The organism is Bradyrhizobium sp. LTSP857 (genome assembly GCF_000938285.1).
Lineage (GTDB): Bacteria > Pseudomonadota > Alphaproteobacteria > Rhizobiales > Xanthobacteraceae > Bradyrhizobium.
Genome location: NZ_JYMS01000039.1, coordinates 321,890 through 338,761, shown reverse-complemented (window position 1 = coordinate 338,761; position 16,872 = coordinate 321,890). Strand labels below are relative to the sequence as shown.

Below are 16,872 nucleotides of genomic sequence, written 5' to 3'. Positions count from 1 at the left end.
AATCGGCTGCACGTGATTCTTTGAATCATGGCTGATTCTAGCGAGGGGAGCCATGGTTGAGCGCAATGTCGGTCAGATGAGCTTGGCGGATGGCCTGGTTCGGGCACCGCGAAGCAGCATCCTGGATGAGGTGGAGGCTGTTGTGGATTGGGCGCCGCTGCGCTCGCTGCTTGGCAAGCGGGGCGGCGATGGTGCCGGCAACAGCAGCTATCCGGCGGAAGTCTTGCTTCGCTGCTTGCTCGCCGGGATCTGGCACAATCTGTCTGATCCCGCGCTGGAAGCGGCCATTGCAGACCGGTTGTCGTTCCGCCGCTTTGTTGGTCTGAGCCTGCACGATCAGACCCCGGATCACACGACATTGTGGCGGTTTCGGCAGGAACTCGCCAAGGACGGTCTGATCGAGAAGATCTTCACTGAGATCAATCGGCAGTTGGAGGCCAAGAAGCTGATCCTCAAGCAGGGAACGCTGGTCGACGCCTCGTTAATCGCGGCACGAGCCACTCCGCCCCGCAAGGCACGCAAGGATGGCGAGGATACGCCACCCAAACCATCTGCGGATCGCGATGCTCGCTGGGGCCGGAAAGGCAAAAAGAGCGTGTTCGGCTATAAAATCCACACGGGCGTGGATGCAGGTCACACCCTCATTCGTCGCGTCCATGTGACGGACGCCTCAATCACCGATACCGAGCCAGCGGATCGTCTGTTCTGCGGCGATGAGGCCGCGGTCTATGGCGATCAGGCCTACTACACGCATGCCCGGCACGCGCGTCTTAAAGAAGCTGGCATCAAGGACCGCCTGATGCATCGGCCCAACAAGCATCATCCCGAACTGCCGCCGCGGCAGAAGCTGCGCAACAAACTAATCGCCAAGGTGCGCGCCGCCGTCGAGCGTCCGTACGCCGTGTTCAAGGAGCATTATGGTCTCCGGCGGATGCGCTTCTTCAACTTCGAGCGCAATCAGGTGCACATCGTGCTGGCCTGCTGCGCCTACAACCTACGGCGTGCGGCCGGCGCATTGGCCGCACAACGCCAGGAGTCCGTCTCCGCATGAAAAAACAGAGGACAACAGGGGATGAAATGAGCAAAATGCCGCTCACTGTAGCGGGCTGACATCAAAAAAGCCCGCGACGCACCTCAAGCGCCCGCTCGCCCCTCTGTGCAAAGCCCTCACAAGGGGAGAAGGAAAGAGGAGACCACCATGGACTTTCAATACTCCGCGCGTTCGCTGGAGCTCCAGGCGCGCGTCCGCCAGTTCATGCGGACGCATGTCGAGCCGGTCGAGGAGCTCTATTACGAGCAGGTGAAGCCTGAAGCGGTGCGTTACAAGACACCGCAGGTTCTTCAGGACCTCAAGCGGCTAGCGCGGGAGCAAGGGGTCTGGAACCTGTTCCTGTCAGGCGAGCACGGCCCGGGTTTAACCAACCTTGAATACGCCCCGGTAAAGGAGATCATGGGCCGCATCCTCTGGGCGCCCGAGGTGTTCAATTGCTCGGCGCCCGATGTCGGCAATATGGAGGTGCTCGCCAACTACGGCACGCCAGCGCAGCAGGAGCGCTGGCTGAAGCCGCTATTGGACGGACGCATCCGCTCCGGCTTCTCGATGACCGAGCCGCAGGTTGCCTCCAGCGATGCCACCAACATCCAGTGCGAGATCAAACGCGACGGCAGCGACTACGTCATCAATGGGCGGAAGTGGTTCACGTCAGGTGCGATGAACGAAGATTGCGAGATTTTGATCGTGATGGGCAAGACCGCGCCCGACGATCCCGACCGCCATCGCCAGCAATCCATGATCCTGGTGCCGAAGAATACGCCGGGCGTGCGCATCGTCCGCGACATGCTCACCTACGGCTATGACGACGCGCCGGTCGGCCATCCCGAGATCGTCTATGAGAACGCCCGCGTGCCCGCGGAAAACATTTTGCTCGGCGAAGGCCGTGGCTTCGAGATCGCGCAAGGCAGGCTCGGCCCCGGCCGTATCCATCACTGCATGCGGCTGATCGGCTGCGCCCAGCGCGCGCTGGAATTGATGTGCCAGCGTTCGGTGTCGCGTGTGGCGTTCGGCAAGCCGCTCGCCGAGCAGGGTTCGGTGAAGGAAGACATCGCGCACTCCTTCTGCGAGATCGCGCAGGCGCGCCTTCTCACGCTGCAAGCCGCCGACAAGATGGACCGCGAAGGCAACAAGGCCGCGCGCGACCTGATCGCGGCGGCCAAGATCGTGGTGCCCAGCATGGCCGCTCGCGTCATCGACCGCGCCATCCAGATCCACGGCGCCGCCGGCGTCTCGCAGGACACGTTCCTGGCGCGTGCCTATGTCTACGCCCGCTTTATCCGCATCGGCGATGGTCCCGATCAGGTGCACCTCGCCGCGGTCGGCAAGGAGCTGATCAAGCGTGGCGGGGTGATGGCGGGGTAGGGGTGTTGCCGCGGCGGCCCGTCAGCGGGGACGCACTAGTCTCAAGCTCGGGCTTTCGGCGGTGAGGCTGACCTGGTTCCGTCCGTTCTGCTTGGATACGTACAGCGCCGTGTCGGCCGCTGCGAGGACGACCGCAGGGCTGCTGGCTGTGTCGCATCGTGATCCCGCAACGCCGATGCTGATGGTCACCCGGCCGTGGCTATTTCCCTGGTGTGGGACGGCCATATTACACACGGCAAGGCGCAGCGTCTCGGCGACCATTCCGGCATTCTGAGCGTCTGTCTCCGGAAGGAGCACAGCGAACTCCTCGCCGCCATAACGTGCAACGAGGTCGCCAGGCCGTTTCAGATTTGATTTGAGCGCGTTCGCGACGCGCTGGATACATTCATCGCCGGCCGTATGGCCGTAGGTGTCGTTGAACGCCTTGAACTTGTCGATGTCGATGAAGAGCAGGGACAGCTCCGCTTGCGCGCGGTGGCAGCGCTTGAACTCGCGTTCGTGCATCTCGTCGAAACGTCGTCGGTTGGCGATTCCGGTCAACGTATCCGTTTCGGACAGGTCCTTGAGCCGGGCGTTTGCGGCGACGAGTTGCTCTTCCGCTGCCTTGCGTTTGGCGATGTCGCGGACGACGACGAGGACTTCCGGCGACGAACTGTCGGTCCCCTCAATGAAGCTGAATTGCGATTCGACCCACACGTAGTCCCCGGATTTCGAGCGCATGAGATACTCGCACATGGCGGTCCGTTCCGTCGGGCCCAGTCGGTCGACGGTGTGCTTGACGAGCTCCCGATGGGCGGGATGGAGAATCTCGTAACCCTCCTGTTGAAGAGCTTCAGCGGGCGTCCAGCCGAGCATTTTCTCGATCGACGGAGACATGTAGAGACGTTTTCCGCTGAGGTCGAGCCGGGCAACCACATCCTCGACGTTCTCGGCGAGCAGCCGGTATCCGCGCTCACGTTCGCGCAATAGTCGGGCCATCGTCGAACGTTCGCGGAATTGATGCATCAACAGAGCCGCCAGCCCGACGAGGATCGCCGAAATAACCGCGCCCAGCAGAAAGTCGAAATTCCGGCTCGCCCGCCATTCGGCCAGGATGCTGTCTTCAGCAACGGCAACGCTGATGACGACCGGAAACTCGGCGACGATCTCGAAGGTGAACTGCTTCAGTCGACCGTCAAACGGCGAGATGATCGAATAAAGACCAGTGGAGGCTTCCTTGAGCCGGCTGACGAACAGCGAGCTGCCGCCCATATTCTTGCCCACTTGGTCATCCTGACGATGAACGAGCACCTTGCCATTCTTCATCATCAAGGTGACCGTGCGCCCTTGGTCGGCTTCGAAGCCCTGATAGAACGACCGGAAGTAGGCCAGATCGATGGCGGCGAACACCACGCCCCCGAACGAACCGTCGGCGTTCGGCAGACGCTGCGTCATCAGCAACGTCGGCCGCCCGGTCACGCGCGATATCACAGGCTCACTGATGCGGGGGCCTGCTTCCTCGGGATGGGTCTGATGAAACCTGAAATACTCACGATCCGCATTGTTCACCGCCGGAACGGTTTCAAACGACGAATACATCCAGTCACCATTTTCCGAGAGGACGCCGATCTCGCGCACCTGCGGAATGTTCTTGGCGTACTGCGCCAACAGGTCATTGATTTCGGCTGAGGCTCGGGCGGACTTGTCAGAGTGCTCGATGTACTGGCTTGCGCCGAACAGCGCGAGCGCGACCGCACCAAAGCTCTTGGATGCGTGCTGTGCCAGCGAATGCGTCAGAGCCTGCGTTTGCTGACCGGCCTGGGTCAGCGCCGCTGCTTTCTCCTCCGCCGATTTCCACACCACAAGCGCCCAGAAGCTGCTGAGCGTAAAGCCAAGCAGCACGGCGATGATGGTTAAGGGAGACTTGATGAGCCAGCGCACGCGGATCGTTCCTTTCGCAGGAACATCATCTGCACAACGGCTGAAACCCAGGTTTCCGTCAGGCCGGCGACAGCGCCTTTCTGGGACGATCGTTAATTTGGCAAAAATCTCTCCGCCTCCTCATCGACCCTGCCATCCAGCGATGGCAACACGGTGCAAGCGTAGAGGGAATTACCGCAATCGCTCTCCGATTTCGACTTGATCGACCGATGGCAGCGTGGCGCCCGTCGATGGCCGCGCGGCCTCGTCGAAGAACTTCGCCGGAGCAAGCCGCGTCCGGTCGATGGACAGGTCGAAAATATCGAACCGGTTGTAGTAGCCGACGACGTCGTGGAATTGCTTCGGCTCGACGCATTTGTTGAGATCAATGTCCGCGTAAGCGATGCCTTCTTCGTCCTGAAGCAGGTCGCCCAGGACTTCACCGGTCGGATCGACGAAGAAGCTCGCCGCGCGCGGCGTCTGGTCGATCACCTCGGCGACAGTGGGATCCCGCGCGATCAGGAACGCGCGCATCGGCGCATCCATGTATCCGGCGGTCACGATCCCGAACGCCTTGGCCTCGAACGAATGCGCGCTGGCGCGGATGCGGTTGGCGGCGACGTTGTTGAAATTGCCGCCGTTGCTTGGCCTGCGCGTCGGCCACATCGGCGGCCAGCTCGAGATATGCACCTGCTCGCCCTGGGCCATCAGTGAAAAACGAGCCAGCGGATTGGTATTCTCGCCGCAGATCAGGCATCCGATCCGGCCGAGCCGCACGTCCGCCACCTTGAGGCCAGCGCCGTCGCCCGACGCCCAGACCAGCTTTTCGTAGAACGTCGGCACCAGCTTGCGATGATGGACCAGGATCTCGCCGTCGTCGCCGATCAGGAGGTTCGAATTCCACAAGCCCCCCGCACTGACCGGAGAGCGCTCGCTGATGCCGATCGAGACCGTGACCCCCAATGCCCGCGCTTCGGCACGCAGCCGCGTGACCTCCGGACCGTCGATCAGCACCGATTGCTCGACCATGCGCACGAACAAATCATGGTTGTCGATCGGCGCCCATAGCGCAGCCCAGACCGGGAAGGCCGGGATATAGGTCTCCGGAAAGGCGATCAGCTCCGCGCCCGCCCTGGCGGCCTCGCGGAGTATCGAAATGGCCTTCTCCGTGGTCGCAGTGCGGTCAAGAAAGACGGGCGCGGCGTGGACGGCGGCAGCCTTGAAACGGGGGAGCATGGGATCTTCCTGGCGTCCTGGTCGACCGGTCCGGTAGCATTGTCCGTTCCGTCCTGCGCATAGGGATTATCGCAAGCCCGGTTGCAGAGGACCGAACGCTCCGACTGGAACAGGACTTGCAAATCCCTGCCGTAAATTCACGAGATGCTGGAGCCCACAATGTTCGACACGCTCAACTGGGATGATTTGCGGGTCTTCCTGCACGCCGCCCGCGCCGGCAATCTCAGCCAGACCGCCAAACGGATGCGGCTCGACCATTCCACGGTGAGCCGGCGCATCGCCCAGATGGAAGCGTCGCTCGGCGTTGCCGTGTTCGAGCGCCACCGCACCGGCCTGAGGCTGAACGATATCGGCGAGCGGCTGCTGCGCCATGCCGAGAAGGTCGAAAGCGCCATCATTGCCATTCATGAAGAAGCCAGCATCGGCGACACCGAAGGGCTTGCCGGGACGGTCCGGCTTGCGACGATGGAGGGGATCGCCTCGCTCTATCTGGCGCAACGCTTCAGCAATTTGCGCAAGACCATGCCGCAACTGACGGTGGAGCTCGTGACCTCGGCGCAGACGGTCTATGTCCACAAGCGCGAGGCGGACCTGTTCGTGTCCTTCTTCCAGCCTCCGGGGCCGGGCCTGATATCGGAACGGATCGGCAAGTTCGGGCTGGGGCTGTATGCCAGCCGCTCTTATCTCGACGGCCACGGCACGCCTGAAAGCTTGCGTGACCTCCAGCAGCACTGGTTCGTGTCCTATATCGAGGACCTGATCCAGGTGGATTCGGTGCGCTGGCTTGCTGATGTCATCGAGGAGCCCCGCATCGCCTTCCACTCCAACAGCATGATCGCGCAGATGAACGCTGCCGCCGGCGGTCTCGGCATCGTCTTGTTGCCGAGCTTCGCCATCGCCGAGCGGCCGGATCTCATTCCTGTGCTGCCCGGTCTTGCCTCGACCAGCCGCGAGGTCTGGCTCAATGTGCACAGCGATCTCCAGTTCGCTCCCCGCATTCGCGCCGTCCGCGCCTTTCTCCGCAACACGCTGAAGAACGACCCGGACATGCAGGTCGGGCTATCAGCCATGCCGCAGATGCGCACGGCAGATTGCAAAAATCCGTAGTTCCCTTTGCCGCGGGCACACCGGAAGCTGCCTGCAACGGCCAGCGGCAACATCGAGACCACAATGGATGCAAGGACTGACGCGGCGACCGAGGCGAGGGCGCAAGCCGGAGCGCTGGTGAGGCAAAGACTTCGGGTCTCGCTCGGCCTGAGTGCTGCGATGATGATCATCTACTTCACGTTCATGGCGTTGTTTGCGTTCGACAAGCCGCTGTTGGGCCAGATGCTGGCGCCGGGATTGTCGCTCTGCATCGTTCTCGGCCCGCTCGTCATCGTCAGCTCGTTCCTGCTGTGCCTTGTCTACGTGCTGTGGGCAAACCGGGTGTTCGACCCGGCCTTGCGCGATCTTGATCGATAGGGGAACGACATGGGCAGCAATGCGATCTCGATCGGCTTCTTCTTCGCCTTCATGGCGCTCACTCTGCTGATCACCTACTGGGCCGCGCGACGCACGCGCACCACGGAACATTTTTTTGCCGCCGGCGGCGAGGTGACGCCGTGGCAGAACGGCTGGGCGCTGGCGGGCGACTTCCTCAGTGCCGGCGCGCTGCTTGGCATCGCGGGCATCGTCACGTCGAACGGTTTCGACGGCATGATCTACTCGATCGGATGGTTGGTCGGCTGGCCGATCATCCTGTTTCTGATCGTCGAGCCGCTGCGCAATGTCGGCCGCTTTACCTTCGCCGACGTGGTGGCCTACCGCTTGCGCCAGAAACCGGTGCGGGTTGCGGCTGCGGTCGGAACGCTGGCGGTGATCCTGTTCTATCTGATCGCGCAGATGGTCGCGACGGGATCGCTGATCAAGCTGCTGTTCGGCCTGTCCTATGCATGGTCGGTGGTGCTCGTGGGCAGCGTCATGCTGGTCTATGTGCTGTTCGGCGGAATGCTCGCCACCACCTGGGTGCAGGTCGTCAAGGCCGCGCTGCTGATGGCGGGCGGCGTGGTGCTGGCCTTTCTCGTGCTCACTCATTTCGACATGAACCCGCTCAAACTGTTTGCCGCGGCGTCGGAGAAATACGGAGCAAGGGTGCTTCAGCCCGGCTCGCGGGTGGTCTCGGGACAATGGGACGCCATTTCGCTCGGCCTCGGCCTGATGTTCGGGACGGCGGCCATGCCGCATGTGTTGATGCGGGCCTACACGGTGCGGGACGCCAAGGCGGCGCGCCTGTCGATCCTTTATGCGACGGGCCTGATCGGCTTCTTCCATCTCATGGTGTTCATCATCGGCTTCGGCGCGATGGTGCTGGTTGGCCCCGAAGCGGTGACCAAGGCGGGCGGTGGCGGCAATATGGCGGCACCGCTGCTCGCGCTCGCCGTCGGCGGCAACGCCTTCTTCGGCTTCATTTGTGCGGTGGCATTTGCGACCATGCTCGCGGTTGTCGCTGGGCTCACCCTGTCCGGCGTTGCTACCTTGTGCCACGACATCTGGACCAACGTGGTCCGTAATGGCACTGCCTCGGAGGCCGAACAGCTCAAGGTCGCACGGATCGCAACCGTGGTGATCTCCGTGTTCGCCGTCGCCCTCGGTGTCGCCTTCGAAGGTCAGAACGTCGCCTTCATGGCGGGGTTGGCTTTCTCGGTGGCTTGCGCGGCCAACTTCCCGTCGCTCGTTCTCGCCATCACCTGGCGCCGCTTCACGACCTCAGCGGCAGTGGCCAGCATTTTGGTGGGAACGATGAGTTCGCTGCTGCTGATCGTGCTGTCGCCGACCATTCAGGTCGACGTCCTCGGCAAGGCGCTGACGCAGGTCGAAGGCGCCTGGTGGTTCGTGTCCCTGCGCAATCCGGCGATCATCTGCATGCCGCTGTCGTTCCTTGTCGCGATCGTGGTCTCGCTGATGACGACCGAGACAAATGTGGATGCGACCTTCGCGGAGATGCAGGAGCGCATCCTGTTTGGACGCGCGCAGCCGGTTACGGTGCAGGAGTAGGTCGGCGGGCCAAGCTCAGGGTTTACGGCCGATCCCCGCTCGCTTAGGCTCGTTGAGATGTCTCAACGAACAGACCTGCTCACTGCGGTTGCCCGCATGGCGACTGAGCTCGCACCGGACAGGATCGTGCGGTTCGCAATCGATGGCGTTGACGGTGCGGGCAAGACGTCCTTCGCAAACGAACTTGCCGACATCCTGGGTGGTCTCGGCCGTCCCGTGATCAGAGCATCCGTCGATGGCTTCCACAATTCAAGGGCGGTTCGCTATGCACGGGGCAGGCAATCGCCAATCGGCTTCTACGAGGATTCCTACAACTACACTTTGCTGAAGCAATATCTCCTGGATCCGCTCAGTCCGGGCGGCAGCGGCCGATACTGCGCCGCGGCTTTCGATCACGTCACCGACAAGGCTGTCCCATTTGTCGAGCGGACCGCGCCCCCGAATTCAATCCTGCTGCTGGACGGCATCTTTCTGCATCGTCCTGAATTGCGCGCCTATTGGAACGCATCCATTTTCCTGCGCGTCGATTTTTCTAGGTCTGCGGCACGCAGTGCCAGCAGGGACGGTACGTCCCCCGACCCGTCGGCCGAGTCCAATCGCCGTTACGTCGAGGGTCAGCGGATCTATCTGAGCGAGTGTGCGCCGGAGAAACATGCCACAATGGTCATCGACAACAATGATCTCGCGGCACCTGTTGTCGTGGCACAGGCTTTAGGTGATCTAAAATGATATTTCGCGTCTTGATCATCGGTGGCACGGGGCAGGTTGGAGATGCGGTGGTGCGCGCACTCGCGGCAGAGCCTTCTTGCGCCGAAATCGTGATGGTCAATCGCAGGGAGGCGTCTCTCAACGCCAATGCCCGCGTGCGACAGGTGATCCTGGATACGGCATCTCCTCAGTTTACGGCGGAAGTGACCAGGCTTGCGCAGGGCATGATCGCGCAAGGTGATCCCGTCTACGGGGCATCCTGTGTCGGCGTCGGCAAAGGCAGCACGAAGTGGAGCGAGGAGGAGCTGACGGCCCTCGAGATTGGCGTCGTCGGTGGCTTTGCCCGCGGGTGCCATGCCGGCGGTATCACGCGATTTTCTCTGCTCTCGGCAGTGGGGAGCACCGCGAAGAGCAGGATCCGTTATGTGCGGATCATGGGCCTGAAGGAAGAGGAGGTCCAAAAGACCGGCTTCCAGCGCCTCGCGATTTTTCGTCCGGGAATTATTGGCGGCAATGTTCACACCCCCGGTTATGTCGCCTGGCTAGGGCATCTCATTCCGGGATCGTTTGGCACGATCGAGCAGGACGATATCGGGCGCGCCTTTGTCGCCGAGTTCATCGACAGCTCGGCCCCGAACGGAGTGGTCTATCTCGAAAACGGAGCGATGAGGCAGAGGTCCCGCGCTTTGAATGGTCCGCCAACTTAGCGCTCTTAGGGCAGGTTCCGCTTCGCTCGGCCCATCCAATGAGCTTCGCCTTTTGACCGCATTGATGGCTTGCCATTTAAAGACCAATTGGTCTATATATCAGGAATGGACCAGCCCGCCCCAGCGCAGCCGCCCCGTGGCCGCCCCCGAAGTTTCGACACCGAAGCTGCCGTCGAACGCGCGATGAATGTGTTCTGGTCGCGCGGCTATCACGCCACGGCGCTCCCGGATCTTCTTCGTGCGACGAAGCTCTCGCGCGGCAGCCTTTACGCCGCGTTCGGTGACAAGCACTCGCTCTTCCTGCTTGCGCTTGATCGCTACATTGCCGATGCAATGACGCGGATGGATATCGAATTCGACTCGCACAGAGACCCTGTCGACGGCCTGCGGGCCTACCTTGCCGGCTACGTTGACCGCAACAGCGGTGCCAATGGTCGGCGCGGATGCCTGCTGGTCGCCACAGCCATGGAACTGGCTGGCCGTGACGCCGATGTTGATCGTCGCATCGGGAGCTTTTTCAAAGCCATGGAGGCTCGGGTGGCTGGTGCACTTTCCCGTGCGAAGGCAGCGGGCAAGTTGGCCGATGGTGTCGAGCCTTCGAGCGCCGCCCGAGTTCTCGTCTGTTTCGTCGAGGGCCTGCGGGTGGTCGGTAAAACCGCACCGACACGGATCATTTCGCAAGCCACCGTTGACGCTTTTCTCGACCGCTTCATCAGGTAGACAAATCATGGACGTGTCCGCTGTTCGCACGCCTATATCTAGACCGAACGGTCTTGAAAAGAACGATGCCATGTCCGCCATTCAGATCGTCTGCGCGGTGGTCGTTCCCTTGCTCTGGGGTTATCAGTTCGTGGCCATCAAAGTGGGCGTTACGGAGTTTCCGCCTCTCTTCTTCCTCGCACTGCGCTTCCTCGCCATCGCGCTGCTGCTTGTTCCCTTTGTCAAAAGGCCCACGCGTCAACAGTTCGGCCCGATCGCTGCCATTTCGCTTTTCCTGGGCGGGTTGAATTTCGGGCTGTTCTATGTCGGCTTCGGCCTCGGCTCGGGAAGCATGTCGGCCGTCGCAATTCAACTCGCCACGCCCTTCACCGTCCTGTTAGGTTGGCCGCTGCTCGGCGAGCGGCCGTCTCTCACCACGTCCGCCGGGGTGGTGCTTGCATTCGTCGGCGTGGTGGTGTTGGCAGCGGGGCCTGGCCTGTCGGCCAACGCGCTTCCGCTGCTGCTTGTAGTCGGAGCAGCCTTCGCATTCGCGGTGTCCAACGTCCTGACGAAACGCTACGGCCCTTTCGATCCCCTGATGTTGATGGGGTGGTCGTCGCTGCTCACGGTGCCGCAGGTCATGGTGATGTCGTTGCTCCTTGAACATGGACAATTGGCGAGCCTTGTCACGGCGGACGGACATGGCTGGCTCGCACTCGCCTACACCATCTTCATCGGAGGAATTGTCGGGTTCGGCCTCTGGTTCTGGCTGATCGCCCGCTGCTCGATGGGCCGCGTCGCTCCCTTCGGCCTGCTGCTTCCGGTGTTCGCCTTGATGTCGAGCGTGTTGGTCCTTGGCGACCGCATGACCCCGAAGTTGATTGCCGGTGGGCTGCTCGCGATCTCCGGCGTCGCCCTGACGCAGGTCAGACCGAACGCGCGATACACCCCTCGCGCCTAAAGCGCTATGCGATTAGGATGAATCGTCAGTGCGCTTTAGATCATTGTTTGAGCATGATCTTTTCGGAAAACCGCTGCGCACTTTTCTGGATCATGCTCTAGGCGACCGAGAGTTCGAGGCGCACCATCGCCATGATGAGATCATGCCGGCAACTTTAGCGCCTCGCATTTCGCCCCTGAACGGAGACGACCCCACTCCGGTCGCCAGTTGCTCTGCAATCTTCGGAACGAAGCGATGGCAAGTCCTACGCTTTGGCCTGAAACAGTATTGTTTCAGATCATTGTAGTACAATAGTAACGTCTACTGATTGAGAGTGGCGCTGCCTACACTTTTGCAAGTTCACGCAAGGTGAAGGAGAACAGGCCGCTTCCGCTCGAGGAGAGGACTTTTGCCGACGTCAGAAGAGGCCGTCCCGCCCAAGAGTATGCCTGGAAGCAGTTACGGCATGAATCAGCGTTGGATTATCGTGGCCGCGATCCTCCTGACGGCCTTGCTTGTTCAAATACCATCCGTTCTTAACCCCGATTTGAGCTGCCTGCTTTCTGAAGCAGAGGAAATTCTGGATGGCCGAAAGCTGGGGGTCGACCTCTTCGAACTGAATCCGCCGCTATCGATCTACCTATACATGCCGGCAGCACTGCTTGCGCGATTAACCGGCATTGCGCCTGAGATCATCGTGATCATCTTGGTGATGATCGAGATCATCGGCTCGCTTTTCATGATCGATCGCGCCGCTGCGGCGGCAAAGTTGGGAGCTGGAGAGCGATGTCTTTCAACATGTGTGCTGGCTTTTCTGTTCGCAGTCCTTCCGAGCGCCGTATTCGGGCAACGCGAACACATAGCCGTAATTGCACTGACTCCCTTTGTAGCCATCACTGCGATTCGCTGGCGCAGCCTTTCCCCCGGAGCGGTTGCGATCCTGGCAGGACTGAGTGCCGGGCTGGCTATAAGCATCAAGCCCCAGCTCGCGCTCGTGGTGGGCCTCCCGATCATCCTTGCCGCCATCCACCAACGTTCTCTCAGGCCATTGTTCACCCCTGAAGCGTGTGCAGCCGCCGCTATCGTCATCGGCTACGGGGCGCTGGTCGTTATCATCTTTCCCGGTTGGCTATTTACCTATGCCCCGATGGTCGCTGCCACCTATCTACCAATGAGGAAGAATTTAGCTGGTCTGCTTCCTTTTCCGATCGTTGTGATAATAGCTTCTATAGCGTTTCTGCGCCAAGTGTCTCCGCAAGGCCTCAAAATGGGAGACGACGCAACCCCGTGGCTGGCAGCAGCCATTGGCGGAGCCGCGAGTTTCGTTCTTCAAGGCAAGGGCTGGACATACACACTGTACGCGCTTTGCATGTTTGCGATTGCTGCGCCGTTGCTACATGTTCGCACAAAGACGTTGCCGGTGTCGGTCAGGATCGGCGGCTTTGTTGGCGTTGTGCTCATCGGGTTCTGTTTGTCCTTGTCGCTCCGTGAGTTTCCGTCGCTGGAGCAGCGTATCCAGGCACTTGCAAAGCATCCGCGGTTGCTCGCGATTACCGATCATGTCGCTCTGGGGCATCCGCTCGTCCGTCAAATCGATGGGACTTGGGTGGGAAGTTCTTGCGCCCAAGCTCTAACGGCCGGCGCAATTCTGGCCCAGAACAGCTCGCAGCCAACCCAGGAAGAGCGGGCAAAGCTGGACGGCATCATCAATTTCGAGCGGCGGCAGTTGTTAGCGGACCTGCGAAACGGTCGACCAGACGTGATTCTCGTCGATACCTTGCTGCAGAGTTCAGTCCCGTTCGATTGGTTGGCTTGGGCCAGTTCAGATCCCGAACTCCAAATGGAGTTGCGTCGTTATCGTGAAGTTGAGGATGTTGGCCGCGTTCGAATATTTGCCGACCCATCAAGATCGGAGCGATAGTCGTTTTCCCAAGGGAGGAGCGAGCGCCCTGTGTTCCTCCAGCGCGGAATCATGCAAACCGGTCACGCATCTCGCTCGGATTTACGCCGAACTGTCGGGTCATCGCCCGTCTCAGCCGGGACTCGGAGCCTAGCCCCGTGCGACCTGCAATCTGTCCAAGACTGAGATCCGTCGTGTGAAGAAGCGACCGTGCGAGATCGCAGCGGATCTTCTCGACCGCCTTCGCAGGAGACAGGCCCGTGGCTGCCTCGAACCGGCGATGAAAAGTTCGCGGTGACTGGCCGGCGGCCTGGGCCATCTGCTCCACGGTCCATGGCAAGCAAGGATCGCCTGCAATCCTGCAACTCAAGACGTCGAAGGGGGCCGCGCTCGCCGCCTGTAGCGCGAGAGGCTCACTATACTGCTTCTGACCGCCAGCCCGCCGCATATAGACGACGAGGCGGCGGGCGACGCGCGCGGAAAGTGCTGCACCGTTGTCTTGTTGTACCAGGCTGAGCATGAGGTCGATACCGGCTGTTACGCCGGCGGTCGTCCAAGATTGGTTCGGGATCAACCGTCACATTTGGAAATTCTCGGGCCAGCCTCTCGGACGAGCGCCAGTGCGTGACTGCCCGGCGACCGTCCAGAATGCCTGCCTGTGCCAGAAGGAAGGCGCCCGTACAAACAGAGCAAACCCGTGCGGCGCGTTGGCTCAGATCATTCAGTAGAATGCTCGCCAACGGATTCTCGCGGAGGTTATGAACACCAGGCCCCCCGGGAACCACGAGCGTGTCTACCGCGCCCTCCTTTGGAATTTCGCCGGCCAATATGCAGAAGCCGGATGCGTTCTCGATCAAACCAGCTTGAAGCGCAACGATCCGGACATCGTAGGGTGGGTCTGCACCTTCTTCATTCGCGGTGCTCAAAACCTGGGCCGGCCCGGCGATGTCGATGATCTGAACGCCGTCAAAGGCCAAAATCAAAACCGTTCTGCGTGGCAGTTTTTGTTGTCTGTTTGACATATACACGCTGCCGATCATGAACGAGAGTTGGCAACATGATGTTTGCGAGGAAACGGTCCTGTCAAGTTCCTGAGCGGAGATGAAGATGAAGCTAACTCGGCGTGACGCACTCGGATTGGCAATCACCACTTCGGTGCTGATACGCGGCAGCAATTCCGTCCAGGCTGCTGACGGCGCCGCTGCGGGCATATCATCGAGGCAACCCATGCATTGTAACATTGTGACCGTGCCGGACATGGTGCAGCTCGACATCACCGGCCCATTCGAAGTGCTTGCCCGCACGCCGGGTTGGACAGTCGATCTCGTCGCTGCGACGATGGATCCTGTGCGAACCGACCGCGGACTTCGTTTGGTCCCGAACGTCACCCGCGAGACCGCCAAGAAGAGCGACATCATCGTTATCCCCGGAGGCACGGGAATCGACACTGCGATGCTCGATCTCCAGTGGGTCGCTTACGTGAAGCAGGAAGCGAAACGTTCCCAATACATCTTCGGTATTTGCACCGGCTCTTTGCTGCTCGGCGCAGCCGGTCTTTTGCAAGGGCGCCGGGCCGGCGGCCACTGGCAGGCCCGCGACCTGCTCACGAACTTCGGCGCGATCGTCTCCAATGATCGGATGACGCAGGACGGCAATATCTATACGTCCGGTGGAGTGACCTCGGGGATCGATGTGGCGCTCCGCGTGGTCGGAGATCTCGCCGGCGAGGAGACGGCTCGCAAGATCCAGCTCGCCATGGAGTACGATCCGGCGCCTCCCTTCAAGGGCGGCACCCCCTATACCTCACCACCCGAAATCGTGGCGGCGGTCCTGGCCGACTCGACCAAACGGCGTGCGACACGCGAGACCCAGGTGGCGGAAGCCGCCGCGACCATGCGCCAGTCAAACTGACGCCTGCGCCGTATCGGCTGACCAGCGCGAGAGCGCTCACTGCCGTTGCGCTGAAAATGCGACTTCTGGGCTTGGCACTTCAGGGCGAGAGAGAGTTAGGAACGGCGTGCCATTGCCATGATGACATCATGCCGGTGTTTTGCCCGACGAGTCAAACGGACTTCGTAAAATCAGCAGTCGTCGCACCGGCAGTCCGTAGGATCGGTAGAGCTCTTGCGAAACCCATCACGCCCTGACGGGCCGACGCAGTTGTGTGAGACGTTTGATGGGCTTCGCTTCGCTCTGCCCATACTACGAACTGCGCGATCTTTTTGATTTTGGAGCTGGACGATCCCTTCGCGGGACTCGTCGGGATTGCAAGCTCGATACTTCGGGGTGCACTTTTACCGTTGTACTCGTGAGATTATGGTCGAGCTATTCAGCCGTGACTCTCGTCGTCATGCTGCTGACGTAATCCCTGTCTTAGACGGCGAGAACTAAAACACTGTGCGGGGACCGCTCTGGTTCCCACGACGGTTCCGTAGCCAGAGGTTGGCTCGAGTCCGCAAAAAGATTGGCGCAAGTTCCTGAACGCTTTCGCGTTCGCTTGACCATGTTTTGCGGCATCAGGAACCGGGCGATCGAAAAAATCAAAGGAGATCTGATGGTGTTCCGCTCGAGCGCCGCGATTTGCGGCGCCGTGGTTGCGCTTGCCGTTTCTGTTCCCGCTGCTCGGAGTGAAACGGGTGGAGTTCACTCAAGCGCTATCGTCATTGCCGCTTCTGGGGATGCGATCGTTGGCGCGGCATCCATGTACAATCCGTTCAAGCCCGGCAGCGAGGAGGGCGGCCCGAACACAGCCTCCGGCGAGCGTTATGATCCCTCGGTGTGGACGGCTGCCATCAAGACGAGTTTGCGTCAGAGATTTGGCGGGGTCCAATTTGGCGCGCGGCCGAAATATGCTCTCATCGAGGCCGTAGGCAAGAAGGTCATCGTCAAGATAAATGACGTGGGGCCGCTCAAGCCTGGCCGCATCATTGATCTCAATGAGCGGACGATGCGCCATTTCGATCCGAGCCTGGAGATCGGGGTCATTCCTGACGTAACGGTTAGGCCGCTTTCCGGCGACGATTGGGTCCCCGGACCGGTTGGATGAACATCATACGCGAAAGAGGCACAGCGCGGCCTTATCGGGACAGTGGAAACGTCTCGATGGTCTTCTCGCGGGATCGCAAACGAAGAGGTCGCCTTCAGGGCAGAGGCTTTCGGCTCGGCGAGCTGCACCGCCGCCATGATGAGATCATGCCGGTGTTTTGCCCGACGAGTCAAACGCACTTCGTAAAATCAGCAGGCGTCGCGCCGGCGGTTAAGCCATTGGAAAAGCTGGCGCCGGCTACTGTGCATGGGGTTGTTTTCGCGTTTTTTGTGAAAGCGTGAGCCC

General features: G+C 60.9%; 17 protein-coding genes. 13 read left to right on the top strand and 4 right to left on the bottom strand.

The genetic code is table 11. The features are described 5' to 3' along the window. The first annotated feature begins 52 nt into the window (after nt 1–52). Complete coding sequence (locus UP06_RS26255) at nt 53–1,051, top strand: IS5 family transposase (RefSeq protein ID WP_044999899.1); 999 nt, start codon at nt 53–55, stop codon at nt 1,049–1,051. A gap of 147 nt (nt 1,052–1,198) precedes the next feature. Further along, complete coding sequence (locus UP06_RS26250; RefSeq protein ID WP_045006553.1) at nt 1,199–2,416, top strand: acyl-CoA dehydrogenase family protein; 1,218 nt, start codon at nt 1,199–1,201, stop codon at nt 2,414–2,416. 21 nt (nt 2,417–2,437) lie between these two features. On the opposite strand, the gene UP06_RS26245 is transcribed toward UP06_RS26250, so the two are convergent. Both UP06_RS26245 and UP06_RS26240 read right to left on the bottom strand, forming a co-directional pair. After that, nucleotides 2,438–4,336: a diguanylate cyclase gene (locus tag UP06_RS26245; protein ID WP_045006552.1), complete on the bottom strand. Its 1,899-nt coding sequence runs from the start codon at nt 4,334–4,336 to the stop codon at nt 2,438–2,440. 171 nt (nt 4,337–4,507) lie between these two features. Beyond that, nucleotides 4,508–5,551, bottom strand: coding sequence for a carbon-nitrogen hydrolase family protein (locus UP06_RS26240; RefSeq protein ID WP_045006551.1), 1,044 nt, complete (start codon nt 5,549–5,551; stop codon nt 4,508–4,510). Between the two features lie 159 nt (nt 5,552–5,710). Between UP06_RS26240 and UP06_RS26235 the strand changes: the two genes are divergently transcribed. From UP06_RS26235 to UP06_RS26200, 8 genes are all read left to right on the top strand, one after another. Further along, nucleotides 5,711–6,658, top strand: coding sequence for a LysR family transcriptional regulator (locus UP06_RS26235; RefSeq protein WP_050032043.1), 948 nt, complete (start codon nt 5,711–5,713; stop codon nt 6,656–6,658). 63 nt (nt 6,659–6,721) lie between these two features. After that, nucleotides 6,722–7,015, top strand: coding sequence for a DUF485 domain-containing protein (locus tag UP06_RS26230; RefSeq protein ID WP_045006582.1), 294 nt, complete (start codon nt 6,722–6,724; stop codon nt 7,013–7,015). A gap of 9 nt (nt 7,016–7,024) precedes the next feature. After that, a complete protein-coding gene (locus UP06_RS26225) occupies nt 7,025–8,587 on the top strand; it encodes a solute symporter family protein (protein ID WP_045006549.1) in 1,563 nt (520 codons plus the stop codon). Between the two features lie 57 nt (nt 8,588–8,644). Further along, complete coding sequence (locus tag UP06_RS26220) at nt 8,645–9,316, top strand: nucleoside/nucleotide kinase family protein (RefSeq protein WP_045006548.1); 672 nt, start codon at nt 8,645–8,647, stop codon at nt 9,314–9,316. Nucleotides 9,317–9,327: 11 nt separating this feature from the next. Next, on the top strand, nt 9,328–10,002 hold the full coding sequence (locus tag UP06_RS26215) for a Rossmann-fold NAD(P)-binding domain-containing protein (protein WP_245305543.1): 675 nt from the start codon (nt 9,328–9,330) through the stop codon (nt 10,000–10,002). 183 nt (nt 10,003–10,185) lie between these two features. Continuing rightward, nucleotides 10,186–10,722 carry a TetR/AcrR family transcriptional regulator gene (locus UP06_RS26210; protein WP_245305542.1) on the top strand — a complete coding sequence of 179 codons (537 nt, stop codon included), beginning with the start codon at nt 10,186–10,188 and terminating at the stop codon, nt 10,720–10,722. Between the two features lie 70 nt (nt 10,723–10,792). Further along, a complete protein-coding gene (locus UP06_RS26205; RefSeq protein ID WP_045006545.1) occupies nt 10,793–11,662 on the top strand; it encodes a DMT family transporter in 870 nt (289 codons plus the stop codon). 445 nt (nt 11,663–12,107) lie between these two features. Beyond that, nucleotides 12,108–13,562 carry a hypothetical protein gene (locus tag UP06_RS26200; protein WP_045006544.1) on the top strand — a complete coding sequence of 485 codons (1,455 nt, stop codon included), beginning with the start codon at nt 12,108–12,110 and terminating at the stop codon, nt 13,560–13,562. A 49-nt stretch (nt 13,563–13,611) separates the two neighbouring features. Here UP06_RS26200 and UP06_RS42720 read toward each other — a convergent pair whose 3' ends face one another. Continuing rightward, complete coding sequence (locus UP06_RS42720; protein WP_502691603.1) at nt 13,612–13,989, bottom strand: helix-turn-helix domain-containing protein; 378 nt, start codon at nt 13,987–13,989, stop codon at nt 13,612–13,614. Then, nucleotides 13,958–14,800, bottom strand: a complete 843-nt coding sequence (locus UP06_RS40190; RefSeq protein WP_197087380.1) for an AraC family transcriptional regulator — start codon at nt 14,798–14,800, stop codon at nt 13,958–13,960. Before UP06_RS40190 ends, UP06_RS42720 begins: the two co-directional genes overlap by 32 nt. On the opposite strand from UP06_RS40190, the gene UP06_RS26190 reads away from it, so the two are divergent. The 3 genes from UP06_RS26190 (at nt 14,799) to UP06_RS41045 (ending at nt 16,868) form a co-directional block, all read left to right on the top strand. Further along, complete coding sequence (locus tag UP06_RS26190) at nt 14,799–15,452, top strand: DJ-1/PfpI family protein (RefSeq protein ID WP_197087378.1); 654 nt, start codon at nt 14,799–14,801, stop codon at nt 15,450–15,452. The two genes, UP06_RS40190 and UP06_RS26190, sit on opposite strands and share 2 nt — an antisense overlap. 643 nt (nt 15,453–16,095) lie before the next feature. After that, the gene (locus tag UP06_RS26185) at nt 16,096–16,587 is read left to right on the top strand and encodes a septal ring lytic transglycosylase RlpA family protein (RefSeq protein WP_156163237.1); all 492 of its coding nucleotides are present in this window, start codon (nt 16,096–16,098) and stop codon (nt 16,585–16,587) included. After that, nucleotides 16,584–16,868 carry a hypothetical protein gene (locus UP06_RS41045; protein ID WP_156163228.1) on the top strand — a complete coding sequence of 95 codons (285 nt, stop codon included), beginning with the start codon at nt 16,584–16,586 and terminating at the stop codon, nt 16,866–16,868. Before UP06_RS26185 ends, UP06_RS41045 begins: the two co-directional genes overlap by 4 nt. Nucleotides 16,869–16,872 lie beyond the last annotated feature (4 nt).

Excerpts from the sequence above, each read along its gene's own strand:
- UP06_RS42720 (WP_502691603.1), bottom strand. The coding sequence starts at position 13,989 with ATGCGGCGGGCTGGCGGTCAGAAGCAGTATAGTGAGCCTCTCGCGCTA.
- UP06_RS26250 (WP_045006553.1), top strand. The coding sequence starts at position 1,199 with ATGGACTTTCAATACTCCGCGCGTTCGCTGGAGCTCCAGGCGCGCGTC.
- UP06_RS40190 (WP_197087380.1), bottom strand. The coding sequence starts at position 14,800 with ATGTCCGGCACGGTCACAATGTTACAATGCATGGGTTGCCTCGATGAT.
- UP06_RS41045 (WP_156163228.1), top strand. The coding sequence starts at position 16,584 with ATGAACATCATACGCGAAAGAGGCACAGCGCGGCCTTATCGGGACAGT.
- UP06_RS26190 (WP_197087378.1), top strand. The coding sequence starts at position 14,799 with ATGGTGCAGCTCGACATCACCGGCCCATTCGAAGTGCTTGCCCGCACG.
- UP06_RS26240 (WP_045006551.1), bottom strand. The coding sequence starts at position 5,551 with ATGCTCCCCCGTTTCAAGGCTGCCGCCGTCCACGCCGCGCCCGTCTTT.
- UP06_RS26200 (WP_045006544.1), top strand. The coding sequence starts at position 12,108 with ATGAATCAGCGTTGGATTATCGTGGCCGCGATCCTCCTGACGGCCTTG.
- UP06_RS26220 (WP_045006548.1), top strand. The coding sequence starts at position 8,645 with ATGTCTCAACGAACAGACCTGCTCACTGCGGTTGCCCGCATGGCGACT.
- UP06_RS26205 (WP_045006545.1), top strand. The coding sequence starts at position 10,793 with ATGTCCGCCATTCAGATCGTCTGCGCGGTGGTCGTTCCCTTGCTCTGG.
- UP06_RS26255 (WP_044999899.1), top strand. The coding sequence starts at position 53 with ATGGTTGAGCGCAATGTCGGTCAGATGAGCTTGGCGGATGGCCTGGTT.
- UP06_RS26235 (WP_050032043.1), top strand. The coding sequence starts at position 5,711 with ATGTTCGACACGCTCAACTGGGATGATTTGCGGGTCTTCCTGCACGCC.
- UP06_RS26210 (WP_245305542.1), top strand. The coding sequence starts at position 10,186 with ATGAATGTGTTCTGGTCGCGCGGCTATCACGCCACGGCGCTCCCGGAT.
- UP06_RS26225 (WP_045006549.1), top strand. The coding sequence starts at position 7,025 with ATGGGCAGCAATGCGATCTCGATCGGCTTCTTCTTCGCCTTCATGGCG.
- UP06_RS26230 (WP_045006582.1), top strand. The coding sequence starts at position 6,722 with ATGGATGCAAGGACTGACGCGGCGACCGAGGCGAGGGCGCAAGCCGGA.
- UP06_RS26185 (WP_156163237.1), top strand. The coding sequence starts at position 16,096 with ATGGTGTTCCGCTCGAGCGCCGCGATTTGCGGCGCCGTGGTTGCGCTT.